Origin of the sequence: Stutzerimonas chloritidismutans (assembly GCF_020783375.1) — a bacterium.
In the GTDB taxonomy this organism is placed as follows: Bacteria; Pseudomonadota; Gammaproteobacteria; order Pseudomonadales; family Pseudomonadaceae; genus Stutzerimonas; species Stutzerimonas kunmingensis.
Window position 1 is genome coordinate 1132161 of the sequence record NZ_CP086067.1, and the last position, 15187, is coordinate 1147347.

Here is a 15187-nt window from a genome sequence, read left to right on the forward strand (position 1 = left end):
TCCGCAGTGCGCCGGGCGGGACCGGCGCGGGTAACGCTTACTTCGGCATTTCAGCCTTGACGCCTTCGACGTAGTAATTCATCGAAGCGAGGTCCTTGATGCTGGCGGTCTCGCCCTCGGCGATGCGCACTTCCCCAGCCTGGTCCTTGATCGGGCCGGTGAACGGGTGGAATTCACCGCTCTTGATGCTGGCGATGATCGCTTCGGCTTCGGTCTTCACATCGGCCGGCACCAGATCGCTGATCGGCAGGCTGATGCTGTCCTGGGCCAGACCACCCCAGAAGTCTTCGGATTTCCAGGTGCCGGCCATCACCGCTTCGGCGGACTTGGTGTAGTGCGGGCCCCAGTCGTTGACGATGGAGGTCAGCACGGCCTTGGGCCCGAAGTGCTGCATGTCCGAGGCGTAACCGACCGAGTAGACGCCACGACGCTCGGCGGCCTGGATCGGCGCCGGGCTGTCGGTGTGCTGGAAGATCACGTCGACGCCCTGGTCGATCAGCGCGTTGGCGGCATCGGCTTCCTTGCCCGGATCGAACCAGGTGTTGACCCACACCACCTTGATCTCGGTGCCGGGGTTGTACTTGTCCAGCGCCAGCTGGATGGAGTTGATGTCGCGGATCACTTCCGGAATCGGGAAGGAGGCGATATAGCCGACCTTCTTGGTCTTGGTCATCTTCGCCGCGAGGAAGCCGCCTACATAGCGGCCCTCATAGGAACGGGTCAGGTAGGTACCGACGTTCTTCGCCTGCTTGTAACCGGTGGCGTGCTCGAAGGTGACCTTGGGGAACTGCTTGGCGACTTTCAGCGTGGGGTTCATGTAGCCGAAGGAGGTGGTGAAGATCAGGTCGTAGTCGCTCTTGGCCATGTTGCGGATGACCCGCTCGGCATCGGCGCCTTCCGGCACGTTCTCGACGAAGCTGGTCTTCACCTTGTCGCCCAGTTTTTCTTCCATGTACTTGCGGCCCTGCTCGTGCTGGTAGGTCCAGCCGTGGTCGCCGATCGGGCCGATGTAGACGAAGCCGACCTTCAACGGATCGGCGGCCGACGCCGCGGCGGTCGTCAGTGCGGCGCTGAAGCCGATCGCTGCGGCGAGTGCACGCAGCAGGGTTTTCCGAGTGTTGTTCTGCATGGCGGGTGACGCTCCTGTTTGTCTAGCTACAGAGCCTATGTTGGCTGATAGCTGGTTAGCAAAAAGCTGACCAACTGGACAGATACCTTCTTTGTGCCGGATTGCGGGCGCTTCGACTCGACGCTGATGCCTGGTCGAGGCTTGCGCTGGTGCGCCAGTAATCCACGGCGCCCAGCTTTGGTGCAAGCCTCGATCATTGCCGATTAGCCGTTTACCAGCTGCCGGGCCGCCTGCTGGTGATCGGCGATCAGCCTCTGTACGTCGAGGCCTTCGACCTGGCCGTCGATGACACGCCACTTGCCGCCAACCATCACCCGGTCGGCGCGGTCGGCGGCGCACAGCAGCAGCGCGGCGACGGGATCGTGGCTGCCGGAGAAGCGCAGTTCGTCGAGCTTGAACATTGCGAGGTCGGCCTGCTTGCCAACGGCCAGCTCGCCGATGTCACCGCGCCCGAGCAGGCGCGCCGAGCCGCGGGTGGCCCAACCGAGGACCTTCTCTGGCGTGATCTTCTCGGCGCCGTAGCGCAGGCGCTGGATGAACAGCGCCTGGCGCGCCTCGAGCATCATGCTGGAAGCATCGTTGGAGGCCGAACCGTCGACGCCCAGGCCGATGATGGCGCCCTTTTCCTCAAGTTCCAGGGTATGACAGATGCCGGAGGCCAGGCGCATGTTGGAACTCGGACAATGGCAGATGCCGACCCCGGCCGCTCCCAGGCGGTGAATCTCCACCTGGTTGAAATGGATGCCATGGGCCAGCCAGGTTCGCGGGCCGAGCCAGCCGACGCTCTGCAGGTAGTCCACGGTGCGCATGCCGAAGCGCTTCGCGCAGAACTCCTGCTCGTCGAGTGTTTCGGCCAGATGGGTATGCAGACGTACGTCGCGCGCTTCGGCCATCTCGGCGCAGGCACGCATGATGTCGGTGGTGACCGAGAACGGCGAGCAGGGCGCCAGGGCGATCTGGATCTGCGCGCCGTCGCCGCGCTCGTGGTAGCGATCGATCAGCCGCTCGCTGTCGGCAAGAATCGTCTCGGCGTCCTGCACCACGCTCTTGCAGGGCAGGCCGCCGTTTTCCTTGGACAGGTTCATCGAGCCGCGGGTGAGCATGGCGCGCATGCCCAGCTCGCGGACGGCCTCGACCTGAATGTCGATGGCATCCTCGAGCCCGCCCGGAAACAGGTAGTGGTGATCCGCCGCCGTGGTGCAACCAGACAGCAGCAGTTCGGCCAGCGCCACCTTGCTCGCCAGCTGTAGCGCCTGCGGCGTGAGCCGCGCCCAGACCGGGTAGAGGGTCAGCAGCCAGTTGAACAGCGACTCGTTGACCACCGGCCCCCAGGCGCGGGTGAGGGTCTGGTAGAAGTGGTGGTGGGTGTTGATCAGCCCCGGCAATACCACGTGTTCACGGGCGTCGAAGGTTTCATCCACCGGCAGCGTGGGCGTGGCGCCGGCGGCAAGCAGTTCGGTGATGACACCGTCTTTGATCACCAGTCCGCCTGGGGCTTTCTGGTCGTTGGCAGTGAAGAGGGCGAGGGGATTCTTGATCCAGATTCGATGAGCAGCCATGGCCGGCTTTCTCCTGAATGGTTGAGTTCAGAGTAGCCAGCTCAGTTATGCCCTGTCTGCTGATCCAGGAGGCGGAGCGGTGGATGCCTCGCCGGGGGAGGAAGATAAAGGGTTTGGGGTGGGTTTGTCACAGGGCTGCCAAGGGTTGGGTAGTGGGAGCGGCCAATCCGACTCCCGAGATAACCCTTGTGGCCGTCATCACCAGGGAAGCGGATTGCCCTGGTAATCCAGATACCGATGCCCACCCTGTCCAATGGCCTGGGTAACCTGCTCGAGCATACCGCGCGTGCTGGTCTCGACATCCAGTGGAGCCTGGTCGCCGCCCATGTCGGTCTTGACCCAGCCGGGATGCATCGACAACACGGTCAGCCGGGTCTCGCCCAGTCCGGTGACGAAGGTACGGGTCATGTGATTCAGCGCGGCCTTGCTCGCGCCGTACAGGTCCATGCCCATGCCCGGACCGGTTTCGACGCTGCCGAGGATGGAACTCATAAAGACGATCACGCCCTGCGCAGGATCGACCAGCGGCAGCAACCGCTCGGCCAGGCGCACCGGTGCGACGGCATTGGTGAAGAACAGCTGGCCGACTTCCGTTTGAGTGGCTTGCGTGGCCGGTTTGTCCTGCGGGCCGGCGACGCCGGCGTTGACGAATAGCACGTCGAGTCTGGTACCGGCCAGGCGGGCGGCCAGCTGGTCTACGCTGCCTGCATCGTCCATATCCAGCGTTTCGACGCGCACCTGCGGTATCTGGCTGAGGGCTTCGGCGTGCTGCGGGTTGCGCACCGTGGCGATCACCTGCCAGCCTGCGGCGCAGAACTGATTCGCCAGGCCGAGGCCCAGACCGCGGGAAGCGCCGATGATGAGTGCTGTTTTTTGCATGCTGCGTCCTCGGTAGGTCATGACTGACCGGCAAGAATAGCGCGGCTGCGACGCGCGCGTGCAGCAATGCTGGGGTGCGACATCTGGTCGTCGTGCGAGTGTTGCAAGCGGTTTCGCGGCGGTGGTCATAGGGGCGCTGTTTCGGCTCTGATGGGCCAGCGTTGCCGGTGTTTCCGGCATCATCGAATCAAGATCAGGGGGATCCAATGCCCGACCCGCAAACACAGTCGAACCGCTGGCATGCTCGGCAGAGCGATGAGGCGTTGCTCGAACTGGAGTCTTCGAGCGCCGGCCTCAGCCACGAACAGGCCCGGCAGCGCCTGCTGCAATACGGTCCCAATCGGCTCGATGAGGCCAAGCCGGCGAGTGTCTGGCAGCGCCTGCTGCGTCATCTCAACAATCTTCTGCTTTATGTGCTGATCGCCGCGGCGCTGGTAACCGGCCTGATGGGGCATCTGGTCGACACCTTCGTGATCCTGGCGGTGGTGGTGGTCAACGTGGTGATCGGCTTCGTTCAGGAGGGCAAGGCGGAAAAAGCGCTGCAGGCGATTCGGCATCTGCTGGCGCCGCACGCGGTGGTGTTGCGCGATGGTCGCCAGCAGGACCTCGATGCCGCCGAGCTGGTGCCCGGGGATGTGGTACTGCTGGCTTCCGGCGACAGCCTGCCGGCGGACGTGCGGCTGCTGCAGGCGCGCAACCTGCGTATCGACGAGGCGGCGTTGACCGGCGAATCGGTGCCAGTCGACAAGCAGGTCGAGGCCGTGGCCGCCGATGCTTCCATCGGTGATCGGCTTTGCATGGGCTATGCCGGCACGCTGGTGACCCAGGGCCAGGCGCGTGCGGTGGTGGTCGCCACGGGCGCGGCGACCGAGATCGGGCGTATCGGGACGATGCTGGAATCCGTCGAACAGGGCACCACGCCGCTGCTGCGCAAGATGTCCGATGTCGGCCGGGCGCTGACGGCCGTGATCCTGGCCGCGGGCGTTCTGCTGTTCCTGTTCGGCACGCTGGTGCGCGGCATGGGCGCCGGCGAGATGTTCATGGCGGCGGTGGGGCTTTCGGTCGCGGCGATCCCCGAGGGGCTGCCGGCGATCATGACCATCACCCTGGCCATCGGCGTGCAGCGTATGGCCAGTCGCAATGCGGTGATCCGGCGCCTGCCGGCGGTGGAGACGCTGGGCTCGGTGACGGTGATCTGCTCGGACAAGACCGGCACCCTGACGCGCAACGAGATGACGGTGCAGGAAGTGATCTGCGCCGGGCAGGCACTGGAGGTCGAAGGCGCGGGCTATGCACCGCAAGGTGCGTTGCGGTTCGAGGGCGTGGCAGTCGAACCGGCGGCGCTGGCAGCGCGCACGCCGGCAGCCAGTGCGCTTGCCGAAGCCGCGGCGCTGTGCAACGACGCCAGCCTGCACGAGAAGGACGGACTGTGGACCCTTGCCGGCGACCCCACCGAGGGCGCGTTGCTGACCCTGGCGATGAAAGCAGGACTGTCGCCGGCCAACCTCCACGTCGACCGTCCGCGGCTGGACGTGATTCCCTTCGAGTCGGAACACCGCTTCATGGCGACCCTGCATGCCTGCGAAGGCGGCAGCGAAGTGCTGGTCAAGGGCGCGCCGGAACGGATCCTGGCCATGTGCGCGCGGCAGCTCGAGGCCGACGGCCAGGAGCGGCTGCTGGATCAGTCGCACTGGCATGAACAGGTCGAGGCGCAGGCGCGGGCCGGTCGTCGCGTGCTGGCGCTGGCGCGGCGCAGGCTGCCGGCCGGCAAGGAGGCGATCGAGCATGCCGACGTTGCCAGCGAGCTGACCCTGCTCGGGCTGGTCGGCATTATCGATCCCCCGCGTGACGAGGCGATACGTGCGGTGGCGCAGTGCCGTGCAGCTGGCATTCGCGTGGTGATGATCACCGGCGACCACGGCGTCACTGCCAGTGCCATTGCCAGGCAGCTGGGCATGGGGGATGACATCAAGGCGATCACCGGGCCGGAGCTGGAGCTGATGGATGAAGCGGCCATGCGCCAGGCCGTCGCCGAGGCCCGGGTGTTCGCCCGCGCCAGCCCGGAACACAAGCTGCGCCTGGTGCGTGCGCTGCAGGCCAATGGCGAGGTGGTCGCCATGACCGGCGATGGCGTCAACGATGCGCCAGCGCTGAAGCAGGCCGATGTCGGCGTGGCCATGGGCATGAAGGGCACCGAGGCGGCCAAGCAGGCCGGCGCCATCGTGCTGGCGGACGACAACTTCGCGTCCATCGCCCATGCGGTGGAAGAGGGGCGCACCGTCTACGACAACCTGCGCAAGACTGTGACCTTCCTGCTGCCGATCAACGGCGGCGAGTCGCTGTCGCTGCTGCTGGCGGTGCTGCTCGGCATCGCGCTGCCGATCACGCCGGTTCAGGTGTTGTGGGTCAACATGGTCAGCTCGGTGGCGTTGGCCATGGTACTGGCGTTCGAACCGACCGAGGCGGATGTAATGCAGAGGCCGCCGCTGCGGCCGGACGAGCCGATGCTGTCGCGCTTCGTCATCTGGCGGATCTTCTTCGTTTCCGCGCTGTTTCTCGCCGGCATCTTCGGCATGTACCAGTGGATGCTGACGCAGGGCGCGACGATCGAGGCGGCGCGCACCGTCGCAGTCAACACGCTGGTGTGCATGGAGGTGTTCTATCTGTTCAGCGTGCGTTATCTGAAGGCGCCTTCCTTCACCGTGCAGGGCGTCAAGGGTACGCCGCGGGTGCTGGTGGCGGTGTTCGGTGTGTTCGCCCTGCAGCTGATGTTCACCTACGCGCCGTTCATGCAGTCGCTGTTCGCGTCCGAGGCGTTGCCGCTGGCGACCGGTGTGCTGGTGGTGCTGGCCGGGGTGGCCGTGCTGGTGATTCTGGAGATCGAGAAGGCGCTGTTGCGTCGGATGGGCGTCGGCCCGGCGTGAGCCGGGCTTGCGCAAAGGTCAGAGCGGCGGCAGCTCTTCCATCAGGTCGGTCGTGTGCACGCCGGGGATATGCAGCTCGCTCTTGGCCAGCTGCTGGCCTTCCATCTGCGGCTGGGTCACCCAGGTGAGGATGTCGTAGTAGCGGCGGATGTTGGCCACGAAGTGCACCGGCTCGCCGCCGCGGGCATAGCCGTAGCGGGTCTTGCTGTACCACTGCTTCTGCGCCAGGCGCGGCAGCATCTGCTTCACGTCCAGCCACTTGTTGGGGTCCAGCCCCTCGGCTTCGGCGAGTTTGCGGGCGTCTTCGAGATGCCCTCCGCCGACGTTGTAAGCAGCGAGGGCGAACCAGGTGCGATCGGGTTCCTGCACGCTTTCGGGCAGGCTTGCGTGCACCTTGACCAGGTATTTGCCGCCGCCCTGGATGCTCTGCACCGGGTCCAGGCGGTTGGTCACGCCCATGGCGTTGGCGGTGCGCAACGTCAGCATCATCAGCCCGCGCACGCCGGTCTTGGAGGTGGCCTCGGGCTGCCAGTGGGACTCCTGATAGCCGATCGCGGCCAGCAGGCGCCAATCGATGCCATGTTTCCTGGCGGTCTCGCGGAAGGCTTTCTCGTAACGCGGCAGACGCTGCTGCAGATGCTTGGCGAAGGCGTAGGCGCCGACGTAGCCGAGCACGTCCACATGACCGTAGTAGCGTTCGCGCAGGCGCTGCAGCGTGCCGTTCTGCTGGGCCTGCTCGAGGAAGGAGTTGGCGGCCTCGAGCAGGCTGTCGTCCTCGCCCTTGGCCACGACCCAGGCCAGGCTGTTCTGCTCGCCGACATCGAAGCCGGCGCGGATGTTGGTGAAGTACACCTGGTTCATGGACATCTCGTTGGATTCCACCAGGGTCAGGTCGATCTGCCCCTCGTCGACCATGCGCAGCAGGTCGACCACTTCCACGGCGTCGGATTCTTCGTAGCGCAGGTCGGGATATTCGGCCTGCAGCGTGGCGAGCTTCTCAGCCTGGCTACTGCCTTTGAGCACGAGGATGCGCTTGCCGATCAGGTCCTTGGGGCTGGTCGGACGGCGCTGGCCGCTGCGGTAGACGACCTGGGTGGTGACGTCCAGATAGGAGCGGGTGAAGCGTGCCAGTTCCCGTCGGCCTTCGCTGGCGACCAGGCCGGCGGCGGCGAGCGCCGGGCCGCCGGGCCGGTTGAGACGGTTGAAAATGTCTTCGATGTTGTCGGCGGTTTCGATCTGCAGCTCGACGCCGAGATTGCTGGCGAAGCGCTTGGCCAGCTCGTACTCGAAGCCGGCTTCGCCGTTGCGGTCCTGGAAATAAGTGGAAGGGCTGTTGCGGGTGATCACGCGCAGTACGCCTTCCTCCTGTATACGCTCAAGCTCGCTGGGCTTCTCGGCGCAGCTGCTGAGCATCAGGAAGAGTCCGGTCGCCAACAGCCAGATGGCGCAGCGCTTGCGGAACACGGTTTGGGCAAACATCGGCGCAGTATACGCAAAGGCGAACCGCCACCATATCTGGACAGCGGTCGGGCTCTCTGCTAAGCGAGCACCTTCCTACGGCAGGGTAATGCTGCCAAACGACCGTGGCGCGCAAGTTCGGCATAATGCCGGCCCGTGCCGCCACCGACTCCGAGAGTTTTGCGAAACATGACCGAGGTTCAGCCCAAGCCCTGGTTCGTCTATCTGGTGCGCGCCGCCAACGGTGCGCTGTACTGCGGTATCAGCGACGATGCGCAGCGTCGTTTCGCCGAGCACCAGCGCGGGCGCGGGGCGCGTTTCTTTCACTCCAGTCCGGCGCAGGCGCTGGTCTATGTCGAGACTTGCGCCAGCAAGGGCGATGCGTTGCGTCGCGAGATCGCCATCAAGCGACTGGACAAGCGTGCCAAGGAACGCCTGGTGAGCCTGGCCAGCCCCGTTGCGTGAATGACGCACCAATCAGCCGGTAGGCTCGGTGGAGCGGAGCGTCTAAGCTGATGCTCTTCCAACGGGGCGACGCCCCATCTCGAGACCTCTGGCGGAGCCTGTCATGCACGAGCTGATCCTGCACCACTATCCCACCTCGCCCTTTGCCGAAAAGGCGCGCCTGATGCTGGGGTTCAAGCAGCTGTCCTGGCGCTCGGTAATGATCCCTCCGGTCATGCCCAAGCCCGACCTGACCGCGCTCACCGGCGGTTATCGACGCACGCCGGTGTTGCAGGTCGGCGCCGACATCTATTGCGACACCGCCCTGATCGCGCGTCGGCTCGAGGCCGAAAAGACCACCCCGGCGCTGTTCCCGGAAGGCCAGGAGTTCACCGCCGCGACGCTTGCCCAGTGGGCCGATTCGGTGCTGTTCCTGAACGCCGTGAGCCTGGTGTTCCAGCCCGAATCCATGGCCGTCCGCTTCGCCCAGGTGCCCAAGGAGTTCGTCCAGATCTTCAGCAAGGACCGTGCGCAGCTGTTCTCCAACGGCTCGGTCAGTCGCGTTCCGCTGGAGCAGGCGAAGAGTGATTGGCCAACCTTCATGACGCGCCTGCAGCAGCAGCTGGCGCGGGAGGAGGGCGAGTTCCTGTTTGGTGCGGCGCCGTCGATTGCCGACTTCGCCGTCGCGCATTGCCTGTGGTTCCTGCGTGCAACGCCGGTCACCGCGCCGCTGGTGGATGGCTACCCGGAGGTGGCGGCCTGGCTTGGCAAGGTACTCGGCGTGGGCCATGGCTCCAGCAGCGAGCTATCCGCCGAGGATGCGCTGCGCATGGCGCTGGAGGCCGAGCCTGCGCCGCTGCCGGACGAAGCATTCAGCGAGCCGAATGGTTTTCAGGAAGGGCAGAATGTGGCCATCGCCGCAGTGGATTACGGCGCCGATCCGGTCGAGGGTGAGTTGGTCTTCGCCGGTAGCGAAGAGCTGATCCTGCGCCGCAGCGATGACCGCACTGGGGTCGTGCACGTGCACTTCCCGCGTGTCGGCTATCGCATCGAGGCGCACTGAAGACGCCTCAGTGCGGCGTCGGTGATTCGCCGGCGCGCAGCTTCGGCAGCTCGCGAGCGAGCGTGCGGAAGTAGGCGATGCGCTCGTAGCACAGCGTAAGCTCACCGCTGATGCGGTTGAACCAGGCGTCCGGCGCGCCGCAGGTGGACATGCGCAGGGTCAGGTCGCGGGGCAGCTCGAAGGCATCGCTGGCCTTCGCCGCGACCGCTTCCAGCTCGCCGCTGGCGCGAATATTTTCCAGCAGTTCGGCACCACCCGGCAGATGTCCGGGGGGTGTGTCGTAGATCACCTGAATGCGGTGCCGCGCCGGTCGCTCGTCGCTGCGGCCGAAGTGCTCGCGAAACCACTGCACTGCGTGGGCCGCCTGTTCGTATTCCTCGGGACAGTACAGCGCGCGTTCCACCGGCAAACCGCTGACTTCCAGCACCCAGTCGAGCCGATCCGGGTCGCTGCCGTAGGCCAGGCAGGCGATGTTGTAGAAGCGCTGGGCGTCCAGCGCATGGCTGTCCCAGACCGGCACCGGGGAGCCGTCGCGTTCCGCGTGCTGCCATTCCAGACGCCAATAATCGGCGACATCCATCAGCTTGGCGTAGAAGTCGTCGCGGTGCTGTTCCCGCTGCAACAGGAACAGACCCATGAAGCCGAGCTGGTCGGCGGCGTCTTCCTCGCGGCCCAGCACCGGCAGCTGCAGTTCGCTGATGAGCAGGTGCCCCATCTCGTGCATCAGGGTGAATTCGGAGTTGGCGACCGTGAAGCGGACTTCGTCCACCGACAGTTCCGGTGCTGTTTCGCCTTGCAGCGACTGCGCCAGCAGCGGCAGAAGCAGCAGCGGCAGCAGAGCGAGGCGCTTCATGGCGTGCTGTCCAGATCGGCATGGGTGAATGGCGCCGGGCGTGTCGGCCAGTCGAGCGCCAGGCGCTCGAATTCTCGGGCGAGCAGGCTGGCCACGAGCAGGTCGCGCAGCCAGCGGTGGTCGGCCGGTATCACGTACCAGGGCGCCGTATCGCTGTGGCTGTGGCGCAGCACTTCGGCCCATTGCGTCTGCTGCCGGGCGAAGTTGCGGTGGTCCTGCAGATCGCCGAGGGTCAGCTTCCAGCGCTTCTCCGGCTGCTCCAGGCGCCGATGCAAGCGCTGCTTCTGCTCGCCGGCAGACAGCTGCAGGTAACACTTGAGCGGCTGGATACTGGCGGCCGGCAGCTCGCGCTCGAAAGCCAGGATTGCGGACTGGCGCTGCGGGATGTCGGCAGGCGAGCACAGGCCGTCGCGCAGATCGCTGACCAGCGCTTCGTAGTAGCTGCGATTGAATACGCCGAGCATGCCGGGCACCGGCAGCCGCTCCCGGTAGCGCCTGAGGAAGTCCTGGCGACGTTCTTCTTCGCTCGGCGCCTGGAAGCTGTGCGGCGACAGCCCCAGCGGGTCCAAGCCACCCAGCACGCGGCGGATCACGCCGTTCTTGCCGGAGCAGTCCGGCCCCTGCAGCACGAGCAGCAGGGCGTCGCGGCGGTTGGCCCAGAGCATGGTCTGCTGTACCCGCAGCCATTCCTTCAGGCTTGCCAGCTGCGCTTGAGCCTGTGCTTTGTCCAGGCCGTAGCAGCGCGCCGGATCGCGCGACAGCGGTGCTGCCGGGTCGCACAGGCAATCATCGAGAACGGCGTCCGCCAGGCGCATGGCGCGGTCAGTCCTTGCGCCGCTTGAGCTGGTCCTTCAGTTGGGTCGGCAGCTGGCGAATGATCAGCATGTCGCGCGCCTCGTCGTATTCGACCTTCGAACCCAGCAGATGCGACTCGAAGCTGATCGACAGCCCTTCGGCGCGCCCGGTGAAGCGCTGAAACTGGTTGAGCGTGCGTTTGTCGGCAGGAATCTCCGGCGACAGGCCGTAGTCCTTGTTGCGGATGTGCTCGTAAAAGGCGCGCGGGTGTTCCTCGTCGATGACTCCGGACAGCTCCTCGAGCGACATCGGTTCGCCGATCTTCGCCTGGCTGCTGGCGTAGCCGACCAGGGCGCTGGTCTTCTCCCGCGCTTTTTCCTCGGGCAGGTCCTCGCTTTCGACGTAGTCGCTGAAGGCCTTGAGCAGCGTGCGCGTCTCGCCCGGGCCGTCGACGCCCTCCTGGCAGCCGATGAAGTCGCGGAAGTACTCGGACACCTTCTTGCCGTTCTTGCCTTTGATGAAGGAGATGTACTGCTTGGACTGCTTGTTGTTCTGCCACTCGGAGATGTTGATCCGCGTCGCCAGGTGCAGCTGTCCGAGATCGAGGTGCCGGGCTTCGGTCACGTCCAGCGAGTCGGTAACGGTGACGCCGTTGCTGTGGTGCAGCAGCGCGATGGCCAGGTAATCGGTCATGCCCTGCTGGTAGTGGGCGAACAGCACGTGGCCGCCGGTGGACAGGTTGGATTCCTCCATCAGCTTCTGCAGGTGCTCGACTGCCTGGCGGCTGAATGCGGTGAAGTCCTGATTGCCTTCCATGTACTGCGCGAGCCAGCCGCTGAACGGATAGGCGCCGGACTCCTCGTGGAAGAAGCCCCAGGCCTTGCCCTGCTTGGCGTTGTAGCTCTCGTTGAGATCGGCCAGCAGGTTCTCGATGGCCTGGGAGTTGCCCAGCTCCGAGTCACGGGCATGAAGCACGGCGGGGGTGCCGTCCGGCTTTTTCTCGATCAGATGGACGATGCAGTGGCGGATGGGCATGGTGGTCTCACGGCTGGAATGCAACAGGTTGGGCAGTTTACCCGAGAGCGGGTGGTGCGTGCCTGCAGCCGAAGCTGCGGTCTGGCGGAGTCGATCTGTGTCAAGGACGCCTCGCGGCGTTGGGGTTAGCCTGCCGTACACAGGACGATAGCGGGAGGCGTAGATGAGCGGAACCTTGGACTGGCTGGGTGTGGCGCGCGGTCGTTTCCTGCTGCTCACGCTGAGCTGTGTGGCGCTCGGGGTGGCATTGGCGTGCGGGGGCGCGGAAGCGATGTCCTACAGTGATGCACTGCTGGTGATGCTCGGCGCCCTGGCCGCCCATGTGGCAGTCAATGCGCTCAACGAATGGGGTGATTACCGCAGTGGGCTGGACCTGCAGACCCGCCGCACGGCGTTCAGCGGTGGCAGCGGTACCTTGCTGACCCATCCGCATCTGCTGGGTCGCACATTGCTGCTCGGTCTCGGCAGCCTGCTGACCTGCGCGCTGATCGGCCTGTTCTTCCTGCTGCGCCAGCCGCCGCTGTTGCTCAGTCTGGCGCCGGTTGGTCTGGCGGGGCTGCTGCTGGTGCTGCTTTACACGCCTTGGCTGACCCGCCACCCCTGGCTGTGCCTGTTCGCGCCGGGCTTGGGCTTCGCGCTCATGGTGCTGGGTACGCGCATCGCTCTCGGCGGCGGGCCGGACCTCGGCGATCTGTGGTTGATCCTGCCCCCTCTGCTGCTCTGCAACAACCTGCTTTTGCTCGGCCAGTTTCCGGACATTGATGCCGACCGCGCTGTCGGCCGGCGAAACCTGCCGATGCATATCGGCTGTACCAACGCCGTGCGCGTGGCGCTTGCGCAGTGGCTGCTGGCCTACGGCGTACTCCTGGCTGTGCTGGCGCAGCCAGGTCTTGCTGGTGGCGCGCTCGGCTTGTTGACCTTGCCGTTGGCCCTGCGAGCGGCATGGTTGCTGCGTCGCGAACCGCTGCAGGCGCAACGCCTGCTGCCGGCATTGGGGCTGAACGCTGCGGTCAGCGTAGCGACGCCGTTGTTGATGGCGGTAGGGTTGATGGCGCTTTAGCGTTCCGCGAGAGCGGAGGGCACCCGATCGGACACATGGGGTGACGAAAGAAAGGCTTAACTGAGTAAACTGGTCGCCTTTTCTTCGAGGAATGACACCCATGACCGCTGCATGGCGCAACTCTGCCTGGATTCTCGCCGGTGGCTCGCTGATCCTCGCGATTTCCCTCGGCGTGCGCCACGGTTTCGGTCTGTTCCTGCCGCCCATGAGCGCGGAATTCGGCTGGGGCCGCGAGGTGTTCGCCTTCGCCATCGCGATACAGAACCTGATCTGGGGCCTGGTACAGCCGGTGACCGGCGCGCTGGCCGATCGCTTCGGCGTGGCTCGTGCCGTGCTGATCGGCGGCATTCTCTACGCCATCGGGCTGGCATTGATGGCGGTGTCCGATTCGCCGACGACCCTGACGCTAAGTGCCGGGCTGCTGATCGGACTTGGGCTGTCGGGCACCTCGTTCTCGGTGATCCTCGGCGCAGTCGGGCAGGCGGTTCCGCCGGAGAAGCGTAGCATGGCGATGGGCATTGCCAGCGCTGCGGGCTCCTTCGGCCAGTTCATCATGCTGCCCGGCAGCCTGGGGCTCATCGAGTGGCTGGGGTGGTCCTCGGCGCTTATGGCGCTCGGTTTGCTGGTGGCGCTGATCGTGCCGCTCGCGGGGATGATGCGCAGCCCCGCGCGGCCTCCGGCGGCACCCGGAACTCAGCAGTCGCTGGGCGAGGCGCTGCGCGAAGCGGCCGGGCATTCCGGGTTCCGTCTGCTGGCGCTGGGCTTTTTCGTCTGCGGCTTCCAGGTGGTCTTCATCGGCCTGCACCTGCCGGCCTATCTGGTCGATCAGCATCTGCCGGCGCAGGTCGGTACCACGGTGCTGGCACTGGTCGGGCTGTTCAACGTCGTCGGCACCTACACTGCGGGCTGGCTGGGCAGCTGCTACTCCAAGCCAAAGCTGCTGGCCGGGTTGTATCTGATTCGCGGGGTGGTGATCAGTGTTTTCCTGCTGGCGCCGCTGAGTGTCTGGAGTGCGTACGCATTCGGCATCGCCATGGGCTTGCTGTGGCTGTCCACGGTGCCACTCACCAACGGTACGGTGGCGACCATGTTCGGCGTGCGTAACCTGTCAATGCTCGGCGGAATCGCCTTCCTTTTCCATCAGCTGGGCTCGTTCTTTGGCGGCTGGCTTGGCGGGTGGCTGTACGACCGTACCGGCAGTTACGACCTGGTCTGGCAGATCGCGATCGCGCTGAGCCTGATGGCGGCGGTACTCAACTGGCCGATTCGTGAGCAGCCGGTCGAGCGCCTGCGCGAGGCGCAGGTCAACTGATGCGGCCGCTCTGGCTGGGTGTGAGCGTCGCTCTGGTGCTGGGCCTGCTGATGCTGGCCTGGTGGGGCTGGCAGCGTGGCGGCCTGGCGCTGCTGCAGATGGGGCTGGGCACCTGCTGATTCCAGCTGGTCTGCGATCTCGTAATTCCTTCTTTTCCGCGTGGCCGGTTTATCCGGTCGCGCCAAAGCTGCCATGCCCGCAATAGTGATCTCGTGGCCTCGCTCTGCAGTTCGAAAGCGGCGACGAACGTGACGGAATCAATTCGGTATTCATCGCTCCAAAGCGAAGCGGCGTAGAAGAAGTTAAGAACAAATCGCCGGTTCTTAGCAGCAACCTACCGGCTTTTGTGCATACGCCTGCGATCGAGTGGCAGCCTGGAAACCCTGTTCTAAGCTCGGCTGTCGCATAACCGTCATCAACAGTTGGTAAATACCTGCGGCACGCAGTCAATGGAGCAACAAGCAATGTCCACCCTTACCGAACTCGCCCAACAAATCGCCAAGCTCTATCCGTTGAAGGACAAGCGTGTAGGCAAGCGTTATCGCGTGGTAGGCGAGCTGGCCGGGATGACCGAACTGGAAGAGATCAACGGTGAACCGCGCTATATCCAGACCATGGCGCTGAAGAACAAGCAGCTCTGGGACGTGGCGGTCTAAACCTTTCCGTTGACGCCTGC

At 65.2% G+C, this 15187-nt stretch carries 13 protein-coding genes; 6 read left to right on the forward strand and 7 right to left on the reverse strand.

The genetic code is table 11. The features are described 5' to 3' along the window. Window positions 1-37 precede the first annotated feature (37 nt). The 3 genes from LLJ08_RS05185 to LLJ08_RS05195 all read right to left on the reverse strand — a co-directional run bounded on the left by LLJ08_RS05185 (window position 38) and on the right by LLJ08_RS05195 (window position 3567). Window positions 38-1129, reverse strand: coding sequence for a BMP family ABC transporter substrate-binding protein (locus tag LLJ08_RS05185; protein ID WP_014819430.1), 1092 nt, complete (start codon window positions 1127-1129; stop codon window positions 38-40). Window positions 1130-1332: 203 nt separating this feature from the next. After that, the gene (locus tag LLJ08_RS05190; protein WP_228208379.1) at window positions 1333-2688 is read right to left on the reverse strand and encodes an 8-oxoguanine deaminase; all 1356 of its coding nucleotides are present in this window, start codon (window positions 2686-2688) and stop codon (window positions 1333-1335) included. Between the two features lie 198 nt (window positions 2689-2886). After that, window positions 2887-3567 carry an SDR family oxidoreductase gene (locus tag LLJ08_RS05195; protein WP_228208380.1) on the reverse strand — a complete coding sequence of 227 codons (681 nt, stop codon included), beginning with the start codon at window positions 3565-3567 and terminating at the stop codon, window positions 2887-2889. A 206-nt stretch (window positions 3568-3773) separates the two neighbouring features. Here LLJ08_RS05195 and LLJ08_RS05200 point away from each other — a divergent pair, with 206 nt between their 5' ends. Then, complete coding sequence (locus LLJ08_RS05200) at window positions 3774-6491, forward strand: HAD-IC family P-type ATPase (protein WP_228208381.1); 2718 nt, start codon at window positions 3774-3776, stop codon at window positions 6489-6491. A gap of 18 nt (window positions 6492-6509) precedes the next feature. Here LLJ08_RS05200 and mltF read toward each other — a convergent pair whose 3' ends face one another. After that, window positions 6510-7970 (reverse strand): membrane-bound lytic murein transglycosylase MltF, encoded by a 1461-nt coding sequence (gene mltF / locus LLJ08_RS05205; protein ID WP_023444151.1) that lies wholly within the window; start codon window positions 7968-7970, stop codon window positions 6510-6512. A gap of 168 nt (window positions 7971-8138) precedes the next feature. Here mltF and LLJ08_RS05210 point away from each other — a divergent pair, with 168 nt between their 5' ends. Then, window positions 8139-8414, forward strand: a complete 276-nt coding sequence (locus tag LLJ08_RS05210) for a GIY-YIG nuclease family protein (protein WP_003284707.1) — start codon at window positions 8139-8141, stop codon at window positions 8412-8414. A 103-nt stretch (window positions 8415-8517) separates the two neighbouring features. Then, on the forward strand, window positions 8518-9456 hold the full coding sequence (locus LLJ08_RS05215; protein WP_228208382.1) for a glutathione S-transferase family protein: 939 nt from the start codon (window positions 8518-8520) through the stop codon (window positions 9454-9456). A 7-nt stretch (window positions 9457-9463) separates the two neighbouring features. Here the strand turns inward: LLJ08_RS05215 and LLJ08_RS05220 are convergent, their stop codons facing one another. The 3 genes from LLJ08_RS05220 to yejK are packed head-to-tail and all read right to left on the reverse strand — an operon-like array spanning window position 9464 to window position 12139. Continuing rightward, window positions 9464-10309 (reverse strand): DUF4344 domain-containing metallopeptidase, encoded by an 846-nt coding sequence (locus LLJ08_RS05220; RefSeq protein WP_228208383.1) that lies wholly within the window; start codon window positions 10307-10309, stop codon window positions 9464-9466. Then, a complete protein-coding gene (locus LLJ08_RS05225; RefSeq protein ID WP_228208384.1) occupies window positions 10306-11124 on the reverse strand; it encodes a polyphosphate kinase 2 family protein in 819 nt (272 codons plus the stop codon). Before LLJ08_RS05225 ends, LLJ08_RS05220 begins: the two co-directional genes overlap by 4 nt. Window positions 11125-11131: 7 nt before the next feature. Further along, window positions 11132-12139 (reverse strand): nucleoid-associated protein YejK, encoded by a 1008-nt coding sequence (yejK, locus tag LLJ08_RS05230; RefSeq protein ID WP_228208385.1) that lies wholly within the window; start codon window positions 12137-12139, stop codon window positions 11132-11134. A gap of 163 nt (window positions 12140-12302) precedes the next feature. Between yejK and LLJ08_RS05235 the strand changes: the two genes are divergently transcribed. The 3 genes from LLJ08_RS05235 (at window position 12303) to LLJ08_RS05245 (ending at window position 15167) form a co-directional block, all read left to right on the forward strand. Continuing rightward, on the forward strand, window positions 12303-13199 hold the full coding sequence (locus tag LLJ08_RS05235; protein ID WP_228208386.1) for a prenyltransferase: 897 nt from the start codon (window positions 12303-12305) through the stop codon (window positions 13197-13199). A 100-nt stretch (window positions 13200-13299) separates the two neighbouring features. Further along, the gene (locus tag LLJ08_RS05240; RefSeq protein ID WP_042922477.1) at window positions 13300-14511 is read left to right on the forward strand and encodes an MFS transporter; all 1212 of its coding nucleotides are present in this window, start codon (window positions 13300-13302) and stop codon (window positions 14509-14511) included. A 464-nt stretch (window positions 14512-14975) separates the two neighbouring features. Next, window positions 14976-15167: a hypothetical protein gene (locus tag LLJ08_RS05245; protein ID WP_003298204.1), complete on the forward strand. Its 192-nt coding sequence runs from the start codon at window positions 14976-14978 to the stop codon at window positions 15165-15167. Window positions 15168-15187: the final 20 nt, after the last annotated feature.